This is a genomic window from Bartonella sp. DGB2, from assembly GCF_046843095.1.
In the GTDB taxonomy this organism is placed as follows: domain Bacteria; phylum Pseudomonadota; class Alphaproteobacteria; order Rhizobiales; family Rhizobiaceae; genus Bartonella.
The window spans coordinates 558,227-574,158 of sequence record NZ_CP177325.1; the positions used below are offsets into that span (position 1 = coordinate 558,227).

Consider the following 15,932-nt stretch of genomic DNA (forward strand, 5'->3'; position numbering starts at 1 on the left):
GCTCGCGCGTTTTTGATCTATTGACCTTCGCGCCAAAAGAGGCTGCCGATTAATAAAAAGCAAATAAGAAGGACAAAAAGGCTTGGGAATATTGGTTGATAGGTGCTGGCTAACAAACGGCTAGCGTTAGCTGGCCGTAAAATAATTCCTCTCTTGGTTGCGTTGTTCATGGTGATGGGTGGCAAAGGAGCCTCAGGTGCTAGACGGTTGATTGTACCACCGCTTTGCTCAATGAGTGGACGCAACGTTTCGGTGCTTGAAAGCATATCTTGATATTCTACTCCACGCAAAGTTCCTACCGGAACAAAGGTTTTTTGTTCATCTTGGCTAATTTCATAAAGCCCCATTTCAGAGGCTTTTAATTGGGCTTGATAGAGTCCTTGTTTTTCTTGGCGTAAATTTATTTTTTTTATTTTGCCTGAAGGTGCAGTAACGCTCACCGGTCCAATTTGGTCTTGCAAAGTTTGCCGGTAAATGGTGATTATATTTCCATCGCTCTCGGCAGTAAGAGCTTCTTCTTCTAAGTGTGGATCCTTCATCAACCAATGGGCGATCCGCCGGTAAAGCGTGGCATAGGGTCCGCCGCCTTCAAAGCCGCGTGCCCAAAGCCAGCTTTGGTCTGATAAAAGCATGGCCACGCGCCCATGTCCTTGTCTATTAAGGAGTAGTAAAGGCTGATTATCTGCACCTTGCAAAACATTGATGCCGCGATAATGAGATGCAATTTCTATTTGTTGAAACCAATGCCCCCAAGGTTTTTGTTGGCCATTTAAGTCAAGGCCACGGGTGAGAGGGTGGCGTGCGCCAAGGGTTGTGAGGCTGGGGATGAAGGGTTTTTCTACTATTGTGCCTGTGGGCAAGGCAGGTAGAGCAGGGGAAAGCAGTGTGTTAGCAAGCGAAGTGGCTCTTTGGGCGAATTCTGGCCCTGTAATCAGCAGTAAAGCGCCACCGTTTTCTACATATTGGGCTATATTATCGTAATAAAGGCGCGGAAAGACACTATAATGCTGGTAACGGTCTAATATGATCAAATCAAATCGGCGGATTTTGTCTACAAATAGCGTATCAACAGGAAAGTTTACAAGAGATAGGTCGTCTAGAGGAGCATTATCATCATTTTCGGGCATGCGCAGTATATTAAAATGGATAAAATCAATATTGGGATCGGATTTTAAGAGTGTGCGCCATGTACGTATGCCTTGATAAGGAGCGCCTGAAACTAGTAAAACGCGTAGATTAGGACGTATACCTTCGATAGTCATAATGGCTTGGTCGTTTTTTTCAGTTAATTCGCCTTCTTTAGGGGCGATGCGGGCTGTGAGGATATTTTTGCCTGCATGCGGCAAAGAGAGGGAGAGTGAGAAAGGTGTGTTGGGAGTGGGGTAATAGACCCCAAAGGGCTTGCCATTGAGGGTTAGATACACTTCTTGGGAATGCTCTGCTCTCCCTTGGGAAAGCAGGGGTGCTACTCCTTGTGTTTTTAATAATAATTGGATTGTGATAGGCTGGTCAACAAAACCAAAATGCGGCGGGCTTATAAAGGAAATAGCGCGATCAAATTCCCCTTCATGTCCGGTAATAAGGGCGTTGATAGGCGCAGATGGCCAATCAGCAAGGCTTGTTGGCATATCGTGTACTTGCCCATCGCTGATCAGAATTGTACCAGCATAGGGTTGATCTGATACCGTATCTAAAAGGCGGCGTAGAGGGCCAAAAAGGGCGGTTTTCTCAAGGTTTTCTAGGCTTTTTCCTTCATTTGAGAATATGAAATGCGGTCTATATTGAGGGTAGTTTTTAAAAGCTTCTTTCAATGCTATTAAGGTTTTTTTGGTTTGGGCAGGACGTTCTTTCAATTGTTGGCTTGGGCTTTCATCAACCACAATACCGACGATGCTTGGTATGGGCGCGCGTTCTTCCTTGACATATTGTGGGTTAAAAAGGGCTAGGCCTAGGAAAAGACACGCCAAAAAGCGTACAAAACTGCCATGTTGTCTTGTAATAAGGCCTAAGCTCCCGCCTATAAAGGCGATAACAAGCATCCATATCAACCAAAGGGATGGCAAAAGAGGTTGGAAAGTTAAAAAATTGAGGCTCATTCTTTATTGCCCCATTGCTGTAATAAGGAAATAGCATCTTGTTGATCAGCCTTATAATTGCCCGTCAATACATATATAATAATATTTACGCCTCCGCGCAAAGACCAAAGCCTTTGACTAGGATCATTGGGGATGAGAGCATATTCCCACCCTCCTTGGGTATTATGAGCCCAAGCGGCGGCAAAGTCATTGGCAGTAATTAAGAGGCTACTCACATGGTCACTTGCTTGGATTGGGCGCTTGTCATTGGCGCGAATGGCGGACTCTTCAATCCATAACGGCGAACCTCTATAGCGCCCAGGAAAATCGGGCATTTTGTAAAAAGCGCGGCTGACTGCGTGGTTGGCGGGCGCTTTGGCTAATGGCGGGATGTTAAGATCAGCAAGGATTTTACGCAATTGTGCGGTTTCTGGGGTGGGTTTATCATCAAAGCTTAAATTTTGGCGGATTTGATCTCGTGTATCAAAAAGAATTGTCCCGCCCCTTTGCATAAAGGCGTTGATTTTTTCTATGGCTTTAGGGCTGGGCAAGGAGGCGCGCACCACAAGGGGCCAATAGATGAGCGGATAGAAGGTAAAATCATCTTTTTCAATATCAAGCCCCACTACCATTGCGGGTTTTACTGTGGTACGTGTGCTTATAAAACCACTTAAGCTTTCAAGCCCCGTGCGGCTTGTCTCATCTACTTTTTGGTCGCCACTCATGATATAGGCAAGGTGGATTTGGCTTGTTGCTTGGCTAGGGTTCAGGTCTTGGGCATTTAATGGATCAATTGGATAGAACCCAGGAAAAGTGAAAATAAAAACCATGAGAAAGAATTTTGTCCGCCCCCTTATTCGACGGGCAAGATTCAAGCACTTTGTATTTAGAAACAATCCTTCAAGTGCTAAAAGCAAAAGGGCAATTCCAAGAAAGAGTCCTTTTAAGGCTGTCGTCCTTTCAGTTTGATAGCTACTTATCTTTATTCTTGCATTTTGCGCAGGTGTAGTGAGAGGTAAAAATTGGCTCTTATTGTTGAGAAGATTAGCAGCGTAAAGATGAGGCTTTTTACCATAAAAACCGGGAGGAGTTTCTAGGCTAGGTATATAGGAGACAGCTGGGCTAAGGGGCGCGCGTGTAAAACCTGCTTGTACTACTTGGGGGAGAACAAGTTCGCCTGCCTCATTAAGGAGACGCCAAGGATTGAGCGGTGTTTGCACGGGCGGCGCGCTACTTTGGCCGCCTAAATGAGTAAGACGCTGTAGCATATCTACAAAAAAACCTGAAAGCGGTAGGTTAGACCATGCTGGATCTGCTGATATATGTATAAATATCATAAATCCTTTACCATTTTTTTTGGCACTGACTATAGGCGTGCCATCGGCCAGCCTTAGCCATGTTTGGTTCGTGTCTTCCGCCATAGGTTGAGAGAGGATTTGCTTATTCACTACGAGATCTGCAGCTGGTATTAAACCATAAAGCGGGCTCGTTTTATCGATAGGAGCCAATTTTTGGGGTTCTTCCCAGCTGATGGTTCCACCAAATTGGCGTTGCCCAGCGTGTAGTACAACAGGCAACAGCGTGTCATCTTTTGGATTTTTTGCCAATTTATCGCCCGCAAAGCGGATAAATACCCCGCCTTCTTGGATAAAATTCTTTATAGCCTGTTGGGTGGCGGGGGCTATATTGATTTGATCACCAATGATCAATACGTTTGGGTTTTGCGCCAAGAGAGCGGCGATATTGCTAGAAAACGCACCGTTTTCTTTGGTGATAATTTCATCGCCTCCCTGTTGTTTAGGAGCTTCTAAAGCTTGGCGCACATAATAAAGTGGCTCCAACAAGGGCTGTGCTAATTGATCTTTGGCTGTAGCAACAAGGGCCACGCGGCTTTTGCGATTGTCTTGGCTTATAAGAAAGCGGGCGGTAACGCTATTTGTATTTGCAATGCGGACGAGCGCAATCTTATTGCGCAGTTCAAGCGGCCAATCAAAGCGCGCTGTGGTTGTTGTCGAATGGGCTGCAAAGGTGGCAGTTGTACTACCTAAAAGGTGTTGATCAAGGTCATATGCCTCCAGCCGTACTTGAAGCGTACGCGTTTGGGCGGTGCGTATTAAGGTGAAGGCAAAGTCGGCTTGACTGAAGTCACTTATGCCGATTAATGAATGAATGCCTGCTTGGAATAACTGAAAAGAGCGTGGCTTTAATTGTTGTAAAAGGGCAAAGGCGCGCGCATCGTCATTATTATGGAGACCATCGCTAAGATAGATCATATCAAAGGGTCCCGTTTTTAATAAGGCGTTCAGTCTTTCAGCTGTTTGTAGGCGAGCCACCGGCCAGGGCCGTGGCATAATGGTTGCTAAGGTTTGGCGCGCTATAGTTGCGCTCAGAGGTCCATTTCTTTGGCTTTTTCCATCGGCTGTAGCTACAAGATAAACCATTTTCCCATGGGATTGCGCTTCATTAATTAAGGCGTTAGCCTTATCGTAAGCAAGTTGCCAATGGGCGGTGGCATAGCCATTATCCAGCAATAGGACAAGCGGTGCATTGTCAGGAGCAGTAGCCATTTGCGGACGCCATAAGGGTTCTGCTAAGCCGACGATCATAAGTGCTAACATAAGAAGCCGCAAAATTAATAGCCAAAAAGGGCTATGGCGGCTTGCTTTTGTAGGCTTCTTGGTTAACTTCTGTAGTAAAGCAAAGGGCGGAAAGGGTTCTCTTTGTGGTTTTTTTAGCCGGCTTCTCAGAAGCCATGCTAAAGGCGGCAAAAGCGCTAGCGCCCATAGAAAAAGGGGGGCATTAAAGCTAATCACCGTACCACCTGTTTATTTTGTAACCTTTGGGAAAAACGTAATAAAAGGGTGCTTAGAGCTTGATCGGTTGGTGCGGTTTCGTAATGCCATCCGTAGCTTTCTATAAAGTGTTTCAGCGATTTACTATGGTCTTCATATAGGCATTTATAGTCTTTTTGATAGGCTTGCGCTTGGGCTAGGGTAATGCTTTCCTCTGTTTCTAGGTGATAAAATTCTGTCGGCCCATGAAAGGGAAAATCTCGCTCAGCGGGATCCACCACATGAAAAAAGTGTGCGTCTACTATCTGGCCATAAAGCGGTTGTAGTTGTGCCTTGATCTCATCAATATTTAAGAGAAAATCACTGATCATGATAAAACATGCCCCCGGTTTGACTTTATGCAAGGGAGAGAAGTGCATGCGTGCTTCTTTTTTCATAAGGGCGAGAGCCACTTGTTCGGTAGCCTTCCTGCTCGTAGTGGGAGGAAGAAGCGCGGGTAGGCCAACAGGAGCACCGTTTTTGGCAAAAAGTTCAGCTAAAATAAGGCAAAGAATAGTAGCATAATCAGCCTTTGTATAAGGCGCATGGGTTGATTGATAGTTCATAGAATATCCTTGATCAACCCAAAGTAAAATTGTTTGTACCGTTCCTAACTCTCTCTCGCGTAAGTAAATATGCTGATCGCGCGCTGAACGCCGCCAATCAATGCGGGCTAAGGATTCACCTTGAATATAGGGGCGGAATTGCCAAAAGCCCTCACCTTCACCACTTTTGCGTTGGCCAAGGGAGCCTAGCATGAAGGACTGGGCTAAAGCACGCGCTTCCTGCAGGAGCGCGGGCATGGACCGCGCTACTTTATGAGCTGCCCCTAAAAGCGCGGATGCATTTTTGGATGCTATGCGTTTACCAATCGCCATAACTTGCCCCTAAAACCATGACTATGCCAATCAAAGCGTTTTTTTCATGGTGGAAAGCAGGATGGTACGGGTGTCCAAATTATCGGTACGAGCATTGAAATTAAGTGCCATACGGTGCTGCAGGATGGGCACTGCTAAGGCACAGATATCGTCAAGCGACGGCGCGAGTCGCCCGTGGTAAAGCGCGCGTGCACGGGCGCAAAGCGAAAAGGCTTGGCTTGCCCGCGGGCCAGGACCCCACGCAATATGTTGCTGGGCATGTTCATTATTAGCGCCAGGGCGCAAGGCTCTTACAAGCCGGAGGATAGCCTCTATAATTTCTTCTGAAATGGGCATTTGGCGAACCATTTTTTGGATCGACTGCAGGCGCGCGGGTGATAAAATAGCTGTAGCAAGGGTTTCCTGTTTAGCGCTTATAGTAGTGATAATTTGGCGTTCGCTTTCAAGGTCGGGGTAGTCAATATTAATTTGCATGAGAAAGCGGTCAAGTTGAGCCTCAGGCAGGGAGTAGGTGCCTTCTTGCTCCAGTGGGTTTTGGGTGGCCAACACATGAAAGGGCATGGGCAGATGGTACGACTCGCCGGCAACCGTAATGTGGTATTCTTGCATAGCTTGGAGGAGTGCAGATTGAGTGCGCGGCGAGGCACGGTTGATTTCATCAGCCATAAGTAGTTGAGTAAAAATCGGTCCTTTGACATAGCGCAAACTGCGCTTACCGCTATGATCGCTATCTAAGATTTCAGTACCGATAATATCAGAAGGCATGAGGTCAGGGGTAAATTGGATACGCTTATTATCAAGACCCAAAACCGCTGCAAGGCATGCAACAAGCCGCGTTTTCGCTAAGCCTGGCACTCCGACAAGTAAAGCATGGCCGCCTGCTAAAACGGCAGTGAGGCTACCTTCAATCACTTGGTCTTGACCAAAAATAACACCTTTAATTGCGTTACGAACCTCTTGCAGTTCTTGGGCTGCTTCATCGAATTGAGCGATAAGCGCCTCTACTTGGACTTCTTCCAAGGAACGGTCAGGGCAGCAGACGCTATCATAGGTGATTGCGGACATTCTTCCTCCGTTTAGTCTTTACGCAAAAAGGTCTATTTATTCCTGATGTATATCATATTATACCAATAGCGGAAAGATCGCATAAAAATTATCCTACTCAAAGATCACGTCTGTGACGGGGACGGTAGGTGGCAATTTTGGAGCGCTTGTCAGAGGACGTTTGATGCTAGTTGTAAAAAAAATACCGAATGCTGCTTGGCTTTTTGAGCCGGAACTACAATCTTTGCTTTCTTGTTTAAATCAAGGTGAGGAAGAAGCACGCATCGTTGGCGGCGCGGTGCGTAATAGCTTTTTGGGCGAACAAGTAAGCGATATAGATATTGCTACTACATGTTTGCCACAAATGGTGTGTATACGAGCGCAAGCCTGTGGTTTTCGCGCTATCCCTACGGGACTTGATTATGGAACCATAACTGTCGTGGGGGCTGATCAAACCTATGAAGTTACAACTTTGCGGGCTGATATTTCTCCTGATGGCCGGCGCACAAAGGTGGAATTCTCGCGTGATTGGGCTGAAGACGCGGCGCGGCGGGACTTTACTATTAATGCACTTTATTGCGATTGTACAGGTGCTCTTTATGACTATGTTGGTGGAGTTTTGGATATTGAACAGCGACAAATACGTTTTATTGGGGAAGCACAGGCGCGGGTTAAAGAGGATTATTTGCGCATTTTGCGCTTTTTTCGTATGTTTGCCTATTATGGTCATGGCCGACCCGATAAGGATGGGCTAAAGGCTTGCGCGCGTTTAAAGCATGGTTTGGAGTATCTGTCGCGCGAGCGCATCTGGGCTGAATTTGCAAAACTCTTAGCAGCGCCTGATCCCGCGCGCACCCTTTTATGGATGCGCCAAACGGGCATTTTAACTCTTATATTATCGTTAAGTGAAAAATGGGGGATTGACGCTATTCATGGGCTGTTGGGCGTTGAAAAGCAGATGGGATGGGCACCAGATCCGCTTTTGCGCTTGATGAGCCTTATCCCCCCCGATGCAACGCGCCTCAGGATGCTTAATGGCAGGTTTAGCCTTTCGAATAAGCAAAAAAATCGTTTGCAAGCTTGGGCTCAGCTTGCAGATGTTGTTCCTATTCGTAATAATAGCCATTTAGAAGTACTTCTTTATAAAAGGGGGCGAAGGGCTCTTTGCGACTATTTAGCACTTAGTATGGCACAGGCCGAGATTAGTGGCGATGGTGAGCGCTTTACGCAAGCAAAGGCTTTTTATTGTCATGCAGCAGGGTGGGCATGCCCTAGTTTCCCCTTGCGGGGCGAGGATCTTTTAGCCCATGGCTTTAGCGCGGGGCCAATGCTTGGAAAAAAATTGCGTGATCTTGAAACTTTATGGGTCGAAACAGGCTTTTGTTGGGGCAGGGAGCAACTTCTAGCGACTCTTGGCTCCTCCACGCCATGATAAATATAACGTGACTATGGCAAGATATGGACATAATTAAAGATCACAAAACCTTGTGTAGTTGGACTTTTAAGGTGCTATGTGTGATGCGGTGGATGCATGGCGCTAGGACTCCTCGCTATGGGCAACCACATCTATCGATTTTTAGTAAATATAAAATTCACCCTTCATATAAATCTGGGCATTTCTTTTTGTATATACTTCGGTTGCATCTTTGTTTTTTATACATCCAAATTGTGATATGCCTTCGAAGTGTTTTATTCTCACTTCATTGCCTTTGAACAATCTTGAAGCGATTGTATTTGAAACGGAACAGGCATACGCTAGACAGCAGCCACCAGAAACAGCAATTGAGTTGTGAATTTCTTTTGGTGTTAAGTATATAGCTGATATATCGTAAGCCCCGTTACCGCCATCTACTATCGCCACCTTAGGAACCGTTATTGATTCTTTTATATCTTTATATGACATGAGTTTTCCTTGGTTGTCCTTTATTTTCATCATTAGCCCTGCCTTTACTCTTATGTCTTCTATTTTTGATAAGATTAGCTTCAGTTTAGAAAGTTTATTTTTGCTATCATATCTACTAATGTTTAATGTTTTTTGGCTTATGATGATCATAGGGACAGCGGCATCAATACACGTTACTTCAGTTTCATTTATAATATCTATTCTATTACCCGTTGGGAATAATCCATTTGTTAAAGATCCTTCTGGATTTTTAAAGAAAATATCTACTTGAGGATATGGATTTGATACGCCTGGAATTAAACAATAAATAAGATTATTTTTTCTTTTGGAAGAAAACAATATATATTTTTATGTGTATTTGTATTGTATATATTTATTTTATGATTAACAATCAAATTTTCAAATAAACCTAAATCTTCTATACCATAGGTATAGCTGTTGTCATATTTCCACAATTTACATCCCATGATACATGATTGCTTGTGGATTCTAATTGCAGAAATGTACTCAATATTATTTTTTTATCTATGTCTATATCTATAATAAAACACTTATTGCTGTTGCTTTGTCCTTTTCCTAGACCTTCTATTTGTAATAGGTCTATTTTTTGTTTTTTGATTCTAGGTACTCCGAATATTTTTCTCACAATTTCATTTATTTTTTCCTTATCATTAGGTAAATCTTTCTTTTGGATAATAACCCCAGAAGATGTTCCTCCTCTAACATAATATAAGGGTATTCTATTCATTTTCCACCATTCTTTCCTAATGGTTTAATTAGCGATTGTAACGTGCTTACATCGCTAGAATATGATAATCCAAAATCCCATGATTTTACAAAGGTAGATTTATTATAAGTTGAAAATAATTTATCCCATAAAGTGAATATAGAAGAATAATTTGTTTGATTGTTTTTTATATCTCTGTCATGATGCGGTGCATGAAATTTAGGCGTAGTAAAGAATATAGATATGATCTTCTCTATATTTAGAGGCATTTTAAAATTAGAATGGTAATACATAGCTAGCATAAATCCTAACAATCCATGTATGGCTACAGCTTCCTTTCCGATACCAAATATATAAATTGCTAAGAAATTAATTATAATATGGAAAAATGACTCCATGAAATGCACTCTTAAGGACGTGCTAACATCTAATATTTCATCTAAGTGATGTATCTCGTGAAATCGCCATAAAAATTCGATTTTATGGCTAGCTACATGAAAAATATACCCGAATAAATCTAGTATTAAAACACCAATTGCTATAGATAGGAATGTATTTGTTTTTGACAATATTCCTGTAGTGTTTTCTAAACCATAAATTACAATTGGGGTGAATAAAAATATAAAAAATAATTTTGTTATTATGAAATTTGCTACATTGTTTTTTAAATGTATTCTTGCCTTTATACTTTTGATATATGACTTTTGATAAAGTAATAATTCTATAAAAAACAGACCTAAAAACCAAAAAAACAGCCAATTTTCTTTAAGTATTTGCATATTCTTACCTTTATTTATTTTTCCTAATTTTAGTGCACTTATCACAAAAATGGATAAATAAAAATAATAAAAGGCAAGTCAAGAAAAGTATCATATTTTTAGTGATTTATTTATATCTCAATATGCATAATAATCTTTGTAACTGAATCCTAATTTGTTTATTATTGTGTTTACTCCTATCAGAGATTGCAAGCGGTTTGCTTGAACACGATAAACAAGCCTAGCTGCGGTAGAAAATTTTAACTTCCATTTTTGCTAGACCTTCGCATATTAATTTCTACTATGCCGCTTTTTAGGATTGTCTTAAAAATTGATTGATGTGAGTGATAAAGGCATCGCCACGCGCACTATAATTAGGGTATTGATCATAGCTTGCACAGGCGGGTGAAAAGAGTACAGCTTTTTTGCCGGTTGGGTCTTTTTGCGCATCGTTTGCCGCTGCCTTAACCGCGCTTTTAAGGTTATGCGCCTGGATAAAGGGAAAAGCCCTACCAATTTGGCGGGCAAAAAGGGGCGCAGCCTCGCCAATTAAATAGGCTTTGCGAATTTTTGAAAAATAGGGACGTAAAGTGGTAATGCCGCCTTCTTTAGCTACGCCACCTGCAATCCAGTAAATATTATTAAAGGTATCTAAGGCGGGAGCCACTGCTTCGGCATTGGTAGCTTTGCTATCGTTGATAAAGATGACATCGCCCCTTTGCCCCACTTGTTGCAAACGGTGGGGTAACCCAGAAAAATGATCAAGCCCTGTCTGTAGACAAGAGTTACGCATGCCGAGTGCGCTCATTACTCCTACCGCCGCCAAGGCGTTTTGGGCGTTATGGCTCCCGCGTAACGCTGTGTTTTTTCCTAAATCAGCTAAAGCTGTAGTTTGTGAGGGGGCGAATAAGCGGCACCCTTGGGAATAGAGAGCATAAGGATGGGGGCCATTTTTCGTGAGTGCGGTTACTTGGTGACCCTTTTCGTATAAGCATTGATAAAGGGCTGCAGAAGGAACGTCATCTATGCCGATAAAAGCGTGATTGGCATGCTTGACGAGACGTCCTTTTAGCGCTGCATAGGTTACAAAATCTCCATGGCGGTCAATGTGATCAGGCGTGATGTTGAGTAAAATTCCATAGGTTGGATTAAGTGAAGGCGCGAGGGCAATTTGAAAAGAAGAGCATTCCACTACATAAGGAAGCCCTTTTTTAAATGGAGCAAGGGAAAGGATTGGTGTACCAATATTGCCGCCCATTTGGGCATCAAAACCAGCTTGGTTTAAGAGGTAGGCAAGAAGTGCTGTGGTTGTTGACTTCCCATTTGTGCCGGTAATAGCGATGAGAGGCAGATCATAGGGAGTTAAGTTATTTTTTTGTAAAAAGGCGCGCCGAGCGCGGACAAATAATTCAATATCGCCAATAATGTCCACTCCCGCCTGACGTGCTTGCTCTACGCTCCAATGGGGCTTGGGGTGTGTGAGGGGTACGCCAGGGGTTAAGACAAGCGCGTGAAATTTTTTCCAATCCTCACCTCGTAAATCAGCTATTGGGATGTTTGCTTCTTTTGCGGCTTGGCAACGTGCGGCATCATCATCAAACCCAATAACATCTACCCCACTGGCCAAAAGCGCCTGTGCACTAGCACAGCCCGAGGTACCGAGCCCGAAAAGTGCCATTTTTTGGCCTGTAAAATGTGCTAGGTCAATCATTTTACCTCAATTTTAAGGTAGAGAGGCCAATTAAAGCCAAGAGGATAGAGATAATCCAAAAGCGTATAACAACTTGGCTTTCTGTCCAGCCTTTTTTTTCAAAATGGTGGTGGATGGGAGCCATTAAAAAGACTCGTTGCTTAGTAAGCTTAAACCAACCGACTTGGATAATGACGGAAAGTGCTTCCATCACAAAAAGGCCGCCAATTACTGCAAGAACAATTTCATGCTTGGTGGCCACTGCCACGGCCCCTAAGAGGCCGCCTAAAGCAAGGGAGCCCGTATCTCCCATGAAAATAGCTGCGGGCGGGGCATTAAACCATAAAAAACCTAGCCCCGCACCAGTTAGAGCGCCTAATAAAACCGAAAGCTCACCTGCCCCCGCCACGTAGTGGATCTGCAAATATTCGGCGAATTTGATATTGCCGGAAAGATAGGCAATGAGCACAAAAGAAGAAGCCGCCACCATAACCGGAACAATAGCAAGTCCATCCAATCCATCGGTGAAGTTGACGGCATTCCCTGCGCCAGCAATAACAAAGGCGGCAAAGGGGATAAAAAAGATACCTAAATGGATCATATAGTCTTTTAGAAAAGGCAAACTTAAGCTGGGTGACCCTATGCTCATAATGGCGAAAGCTGCACCTCCACTTAATAAAAACTCAATTCCTAGTCGGGCTTTGCCTGACAATCCTTTTTCGCTTTGTTTGGTTACTTTTAAATAGTCATCGTAAAAGCCAATGGCGCCAAAGGATAACATAATGAAAAGACATGTCCAAAAATAGGGGTTGCTTAAATTGCACCATAAAAGAGAGGAGATAACGATACCCGTTAATATCATTAATCCCCCCATGGTGGGGGTACCAGCTTTTTTAAAATGGGTTTGCGGCCCATCGGCACGGATAGGTTGTCCCTTGCCTTGTCGTAGTTTAAGTAAGGCAATGGTACTTGGACCAAAGAGGAAGACAATCAAGCCAGCGGTCAACATAGCCGCTATGGTTCGAAAAGTAATATAACGAAAGACACCCGCACCAGGTATGTATTCGTTTAGTGTTGAAAGATACATCATCATGGAGCTTGCCTCATTTTTGCTTACGCGCCGAGGATTTAAATTACATTTTTTGGCTTATAGCGCTCTAATAGAGCTGTAACAAGGGCAGAAGACCCCATGGTAGATGACGATTTCACCATGACTACATCGCCGCCGCGAAGGTTTTTGATGAGTGGCTCAACTATGTCATCAGTGGATAAGCGATGATCAACCTTGATATGCTTGCTTAAGGCGTAGGTTAAGCCTGCCATTTTTGGACCAATTAAAAAAGCATGATCAATTTTAGAGGCTAAAATGGATGATACTAAATCGTTATGATAGGCCACGCTGTCTTTGCCCAATTCAAGCATGTCGCCTAAAACGGCAAGCCGTCGCCCTTGATATATGCTTAACAAAGCAAGGGCGGCGCGCATTGATGCGGGGTTGGCATTATAGCTTTCATCGATCAAAGTAAACTCTGCTTCTGGTGATAGTGCAAGCGTATAGCGCGCGCCTCGTCCCTTTTGCGGATAAAAATCGGCAAAAAGGGCGCTTGCTTTTTCTAGGTCAAGTCCCAGCCTATAGCAAATAGCGAGAGTAGCAAGGCTATTATCAACCATATGTGCCCCAGGCGCTTTAAGTGTGAAATGCTGTTTGCGTCCGCCGATTTCTGTGTCAACTTCACTATGGTCATTCAAAAGGCGCGCGCGTAATAAGCGACAACTGGCTTCTTTTGCTTTGCCAAAGCTTAAGATAGTTTTCACCTTTTGTGCTTTCGCTGTTTGTGATAGAGAATCAAAAAAGTGGTCATCGGCAGGTAAAACGGCCGCGGGGTCAGGGCCCATATTGGTAAAGATTTCAGCCTTTGCTGCTGCGATATCCTCAATCCCTTGGAAAAAAAACATATGGCCTGTAGCTATTTTTGTGATTAGGGCTATGTGGGGCTTCACCATAGAAACTAAAGTGCGGATTTCCCCCGCATGATTCATGCCTAATTCAAAAACGCCAAAATCGCAATCCGCAGGCATGCGCGCTAGGCTTAAGGGTACGCCCCAGTGGTTATTAAATGAGCTAGGGTTAGCATGTACGCGGCCAAAGGCTTTTAATATATGGCGTAGAGCCTCTTTGGTGGTGGTCTTACCCACGGAGCCCGTGACAGCTATAATGGTACCGCACATGCGGGCTCGAGCTGATTTTCCTAGCTGCTCTAAGGCGGTGAGGACATTATCCACCACCAACAAGGGTGCACCTATTTGTTGTAGGACTGGCGCGTGCGCTTTATCAACGACAAGACAGCCAGCTCCCGCTTTGTAAGCTGCTGCGGCGAAATCATGGCCATTAAAGCGTTCGCCTTTGATGCAAAAGAAGATGTCGCCTGCTATCAGTGTGCGACTATCAATGGAGACGCCCCCGAAACTGGCGGGTAGGGATCCCCTTGCTTCGCCGGTGACAGCCGCCAAGAGGGCGCCTTTTTCCCATAAACCTGCCATTATTGATCTCCCAAGGCGCGCACTACTTCTTCGTGGTCAGAAAAGGGGTGGGTGGTTTCTCCAATAATTTGCCCACGTTCATGACCTTTACCTGCGATGATAAGGCAATCATGGGGTTGCAGGAGCTTAATTGCATGGCGAATGGCTGTAGCGCGATTGGCGATTTCTATGGCATTAGGCGCTGCTTGTATGATTTGAGCGCGAATGATGGCAGGGTCTTCTGTACGTGGATTGTCATCAGTCACTATCACTTGATCCGCATAGCGCGCGGCAATGGCTCCCATAAGCGGCCTTTTGCCTTGATCTCTATCGCCACCACAGCCCAAAATTAACACAATTTTTCCCGTGGTAAAAGGGCGGATTGCCAATAGAACCTGTTCTAACGCTTCCGGCTTATGGGCGTAGTCTATATAGATAGGGGCCCCTTGGGCGGTGGCGCCTGCCCATTCAAGCCTACCAGAAACACCTTTTAAATACTCTAATTGAGCAAAAACTTTGGTTGGGTCTGCCCCTAAAGCGATGATAATGCCACAAGCAACGAGTATATTATATACTTGGAATTCACCTGCCAAAGGCACCGTGGCCGCAAAAATCTTTTGCCCAATGCGGCATTCAATATATTGGCTATAGCGTGCTTGTTCTGTACGCAATAGGGTGATGAAGCGCCCTTTGCGTCCTATGGTTAAAGCCTGACGACCCACCGCTTCTACATAGGCAATGACTTTATCTGCGTACCGGTCATCGGCATTGATAATGGCAGGTGCCCCTTCGGGTAAAAGGGAGCTAAAGAGTTGTAATTTGGTCTCTAGATAGGTATCAATGGTTGCGTGGTAATCAAGGTGATCACGGCCTAGATTGGTAAAAGCTGCCGCCTTTAATACCACCCCCGCAAGACGGGATTGGTCAAGACCATGGGAAGAAGCTTCCATAGCCACATGGGTTACGCCCCCTTTATGCAATTTGTTTAAAGTTGCATGCAGAGCCACAGGGTCTGGGGTGGTGAGGCCGCCGTAAGTATTGCTGTCTTGTTGTACCACGCCAATAGTGCCAATACCTGCAGCCTTATAGCCTAGCCCATGCCAAATTTGCTGTGTAAAGGCCATGGTAGACGTTTTACCGCTAGTACCAGTGATGGCAGCGATGGTAGCGGGCTGTGTTTGGTAAAAGCGTGCGCTCATTAAGCTGAGAGCTTCACGTGCTTTGCCTACACGCAAAAGCGGAATGGAAGCAGGAATGGCGTTTGTATCAAAGGGGGCGGTGTCATCAAGAATGACGGCCACAGCGCCTTTTTTAATCGCATCAGGGATATAGCTGCTGCCATCTTTACGTTGGCCTTTAAGGGCAAAAAATACATAACCTTTATCTATGGAGCGTGAATCGGCGCTGATTCCTTTAATGACTGGGTCGTGGGAAAGAGGACCCTTGATAAGGCCTATCGTTAATTGTGAGAGTTGCATGGTTTTTCCCTTTCTGCAGGGTTTTTTA

Annotated in this window: 12 protein-coding genes; 1 reads left to right on the forward strand and 11 read right to left on the reverse strand. The window is 44.5% G+C overall.

From position 1 onward, the window contains the following. Positions 1-17: 17 nt before the first annotated feature. From ACK28X_RS02940 to ACK28X_RS02955, 4 genes are read right to left on the reverse strand one after another with little or no spacing between them, the layout of a single operon-like run. The gene (locus ACK28X_RS02940; protein ID WP_412058169.1) at positions 18-2,096 is read right to left on the reverse strand and encodes a hypothetical protein; all 2,079 of its coding nucleotides are present in this window, start codon (positions 2,094-2,096) and stop codon (positions 18-20) included. After that, positions 2,093-4,888 (reverse strand): DUF4159 domain-containing protein, encoded by a 2,796-nt coding sequence (locus ACK28X_RS02945; RefSeq protein ID WP_412058170.1) that lies wholly within the window; start codon positions 4,886-4,888, stop codon positions 2,093-2,095. The genes ACK28X_RS02940 and ACK28X_RS02945 overlap by 4 nt, the downstream gene beginning before the upstream one ends. Continuing rightward, on the reverse strand, positions 4,885-5,784 hold the full coding sequence (locus tag ACK28X_RS02950) for a DUF58 domain-containing protein (RefSeq protein WP_412058171.1): 900 nt from the start codon (positions 5,782-5,784) through the stop codon (positions 4,885-4,887). The genes ACK28X_RS02945 and ACK28X_RS02950 overlap by 4 nt, the downstream gene beginning before the upstream one ends. A gap of 30 nt (positions 5,785-5,814) precedes the next feature. After that, positions 5,815-6,849, reverse strand: coding sequence for an AAA family ATPase (locus ACK28X_RS02955; RefSeq protein WP_412058172.1), 1,035 nt, complete (start codon positions 6,847-6,849; stop codon positions 5,815-5,817). Between the two features lie 163 nt (positions 6,850-7,012). Between ACK28X_RS02955 and ACK28X_RS02960 the strand changes: the two genes are divergently transcribed. Further along, positions 7,013-8,260, forward strand: a complete 1,248-nt coding sequence (locus ACK28X_RS02960; protein WP_412058173.1) for a CCA tRNA nucleotidyltransferase — start codon at positions 7,013-7,015, stop codon at positions 8,258-8,260. Positions 8,261-8,404: 144 nt separating this feature from the next. On the opposite strand, the gene ACK28X_RS02965 is transcribed toward ACK28X_RS02960, so the two are convergent. From ACK28X_RS02965 to ACK28X_RS02995, 7 genes are all read right to left on the reverse strand, one after another. After that, positions 8,405-9,070 carry a PrpF domain-containing protein gene (locus ACK28X_RS02965; protein ID WP_412058174.1) on the reverse strand — a complete coding sequence of 222 codons (666 nt, stop codon included), beginning with the start codon at positions 9,068-9,070 and terminating at the stop codon, positions 8,405-8,407. Between the two features lie 79 nt (positions 9,071-9,149). After that, the gene (locus ACK28X_RS02970) at positions 9,150-9,479 is read right to left on the reverse strand and encodes a PrpF domain-containing protein (protein WP_412058175.1); all 330 of its coding nucleotides are present in this window, start codon (positions 9,477-9,479) and stop codon (positions 9,150-9,152) included. Then, the gene (locus ACK28X_RS02975; protein WP_412058176.1) at positions 9,476-10,237 is read right to left on the reverse strand and encodes a sterol desaturase family protein; all 762 of its coding nucleotides are present in this window, start codon (positions 10,235-10,237) and stop codon (positions 9,476-9,478) included. Before ACK28X_RS02975 ends, ACK28X_RS02970 begins: the two co-directional genes overlap by 4 nt. A 292-nt stretch (positions 10,238-10,529) precedes the next feature. Further along, entirely contained in the window at positions 10,530-11,927 is a 1,398-nt protein-coding gene (gene murD / locus ACK28X_RS02980) for a UDP-N-acetylmuramoyl-L-alanine--D-glutamate ligase (protein WP_412058177.1), read from the reverse strand. A gap of 1 nt (position 11,928) precedes the next feature. After that, entirely contained in the window at positions 11,929-12,999 is a 1,071-nt protein-coding gene (mraY, locus tag ACK28X_RS02985; RefSeq protein WP_412058178.1) for a phospho-N-acetylmuramoyl-pentapeptide-transferase, read from the reverse strand. 35 nt (positions 13,000-13,034) lie between these two features. Then, positions 13,035-14,447, reverse strand: a complete 1,413-nt coding sequence (locus ACK28X_RS02990; RefSeq protein ID WP_412058179.1) for a UDP-N-acetylmuramoyl-tripeptide--D-alanyl-D-alanine ligase — start codon at positions 14,445-14,447, stop codon at positions 13,035-13,037. Continuing rightward, positions 14,447-15,904, reverse strand: coding sequence for a UDP-N-acetylmuramoyl-L-alanyl-D-glutamate--2,6-diaminopimelate ligase (locus ACK28X_RS02995; protein ID WP_412058180.1), 1,458 nt, complete (start codon positions 15,902-15,904; stop codon positions 14,447-14,449). The genes ACK28X_RS02990 and ACK28X_RS02995 overlap by 1 nt, the downstream gene beginning before the upstream one ends. Between the last annotated feature and the right edge of the window lie 28 nt (positions 15,905-15,932).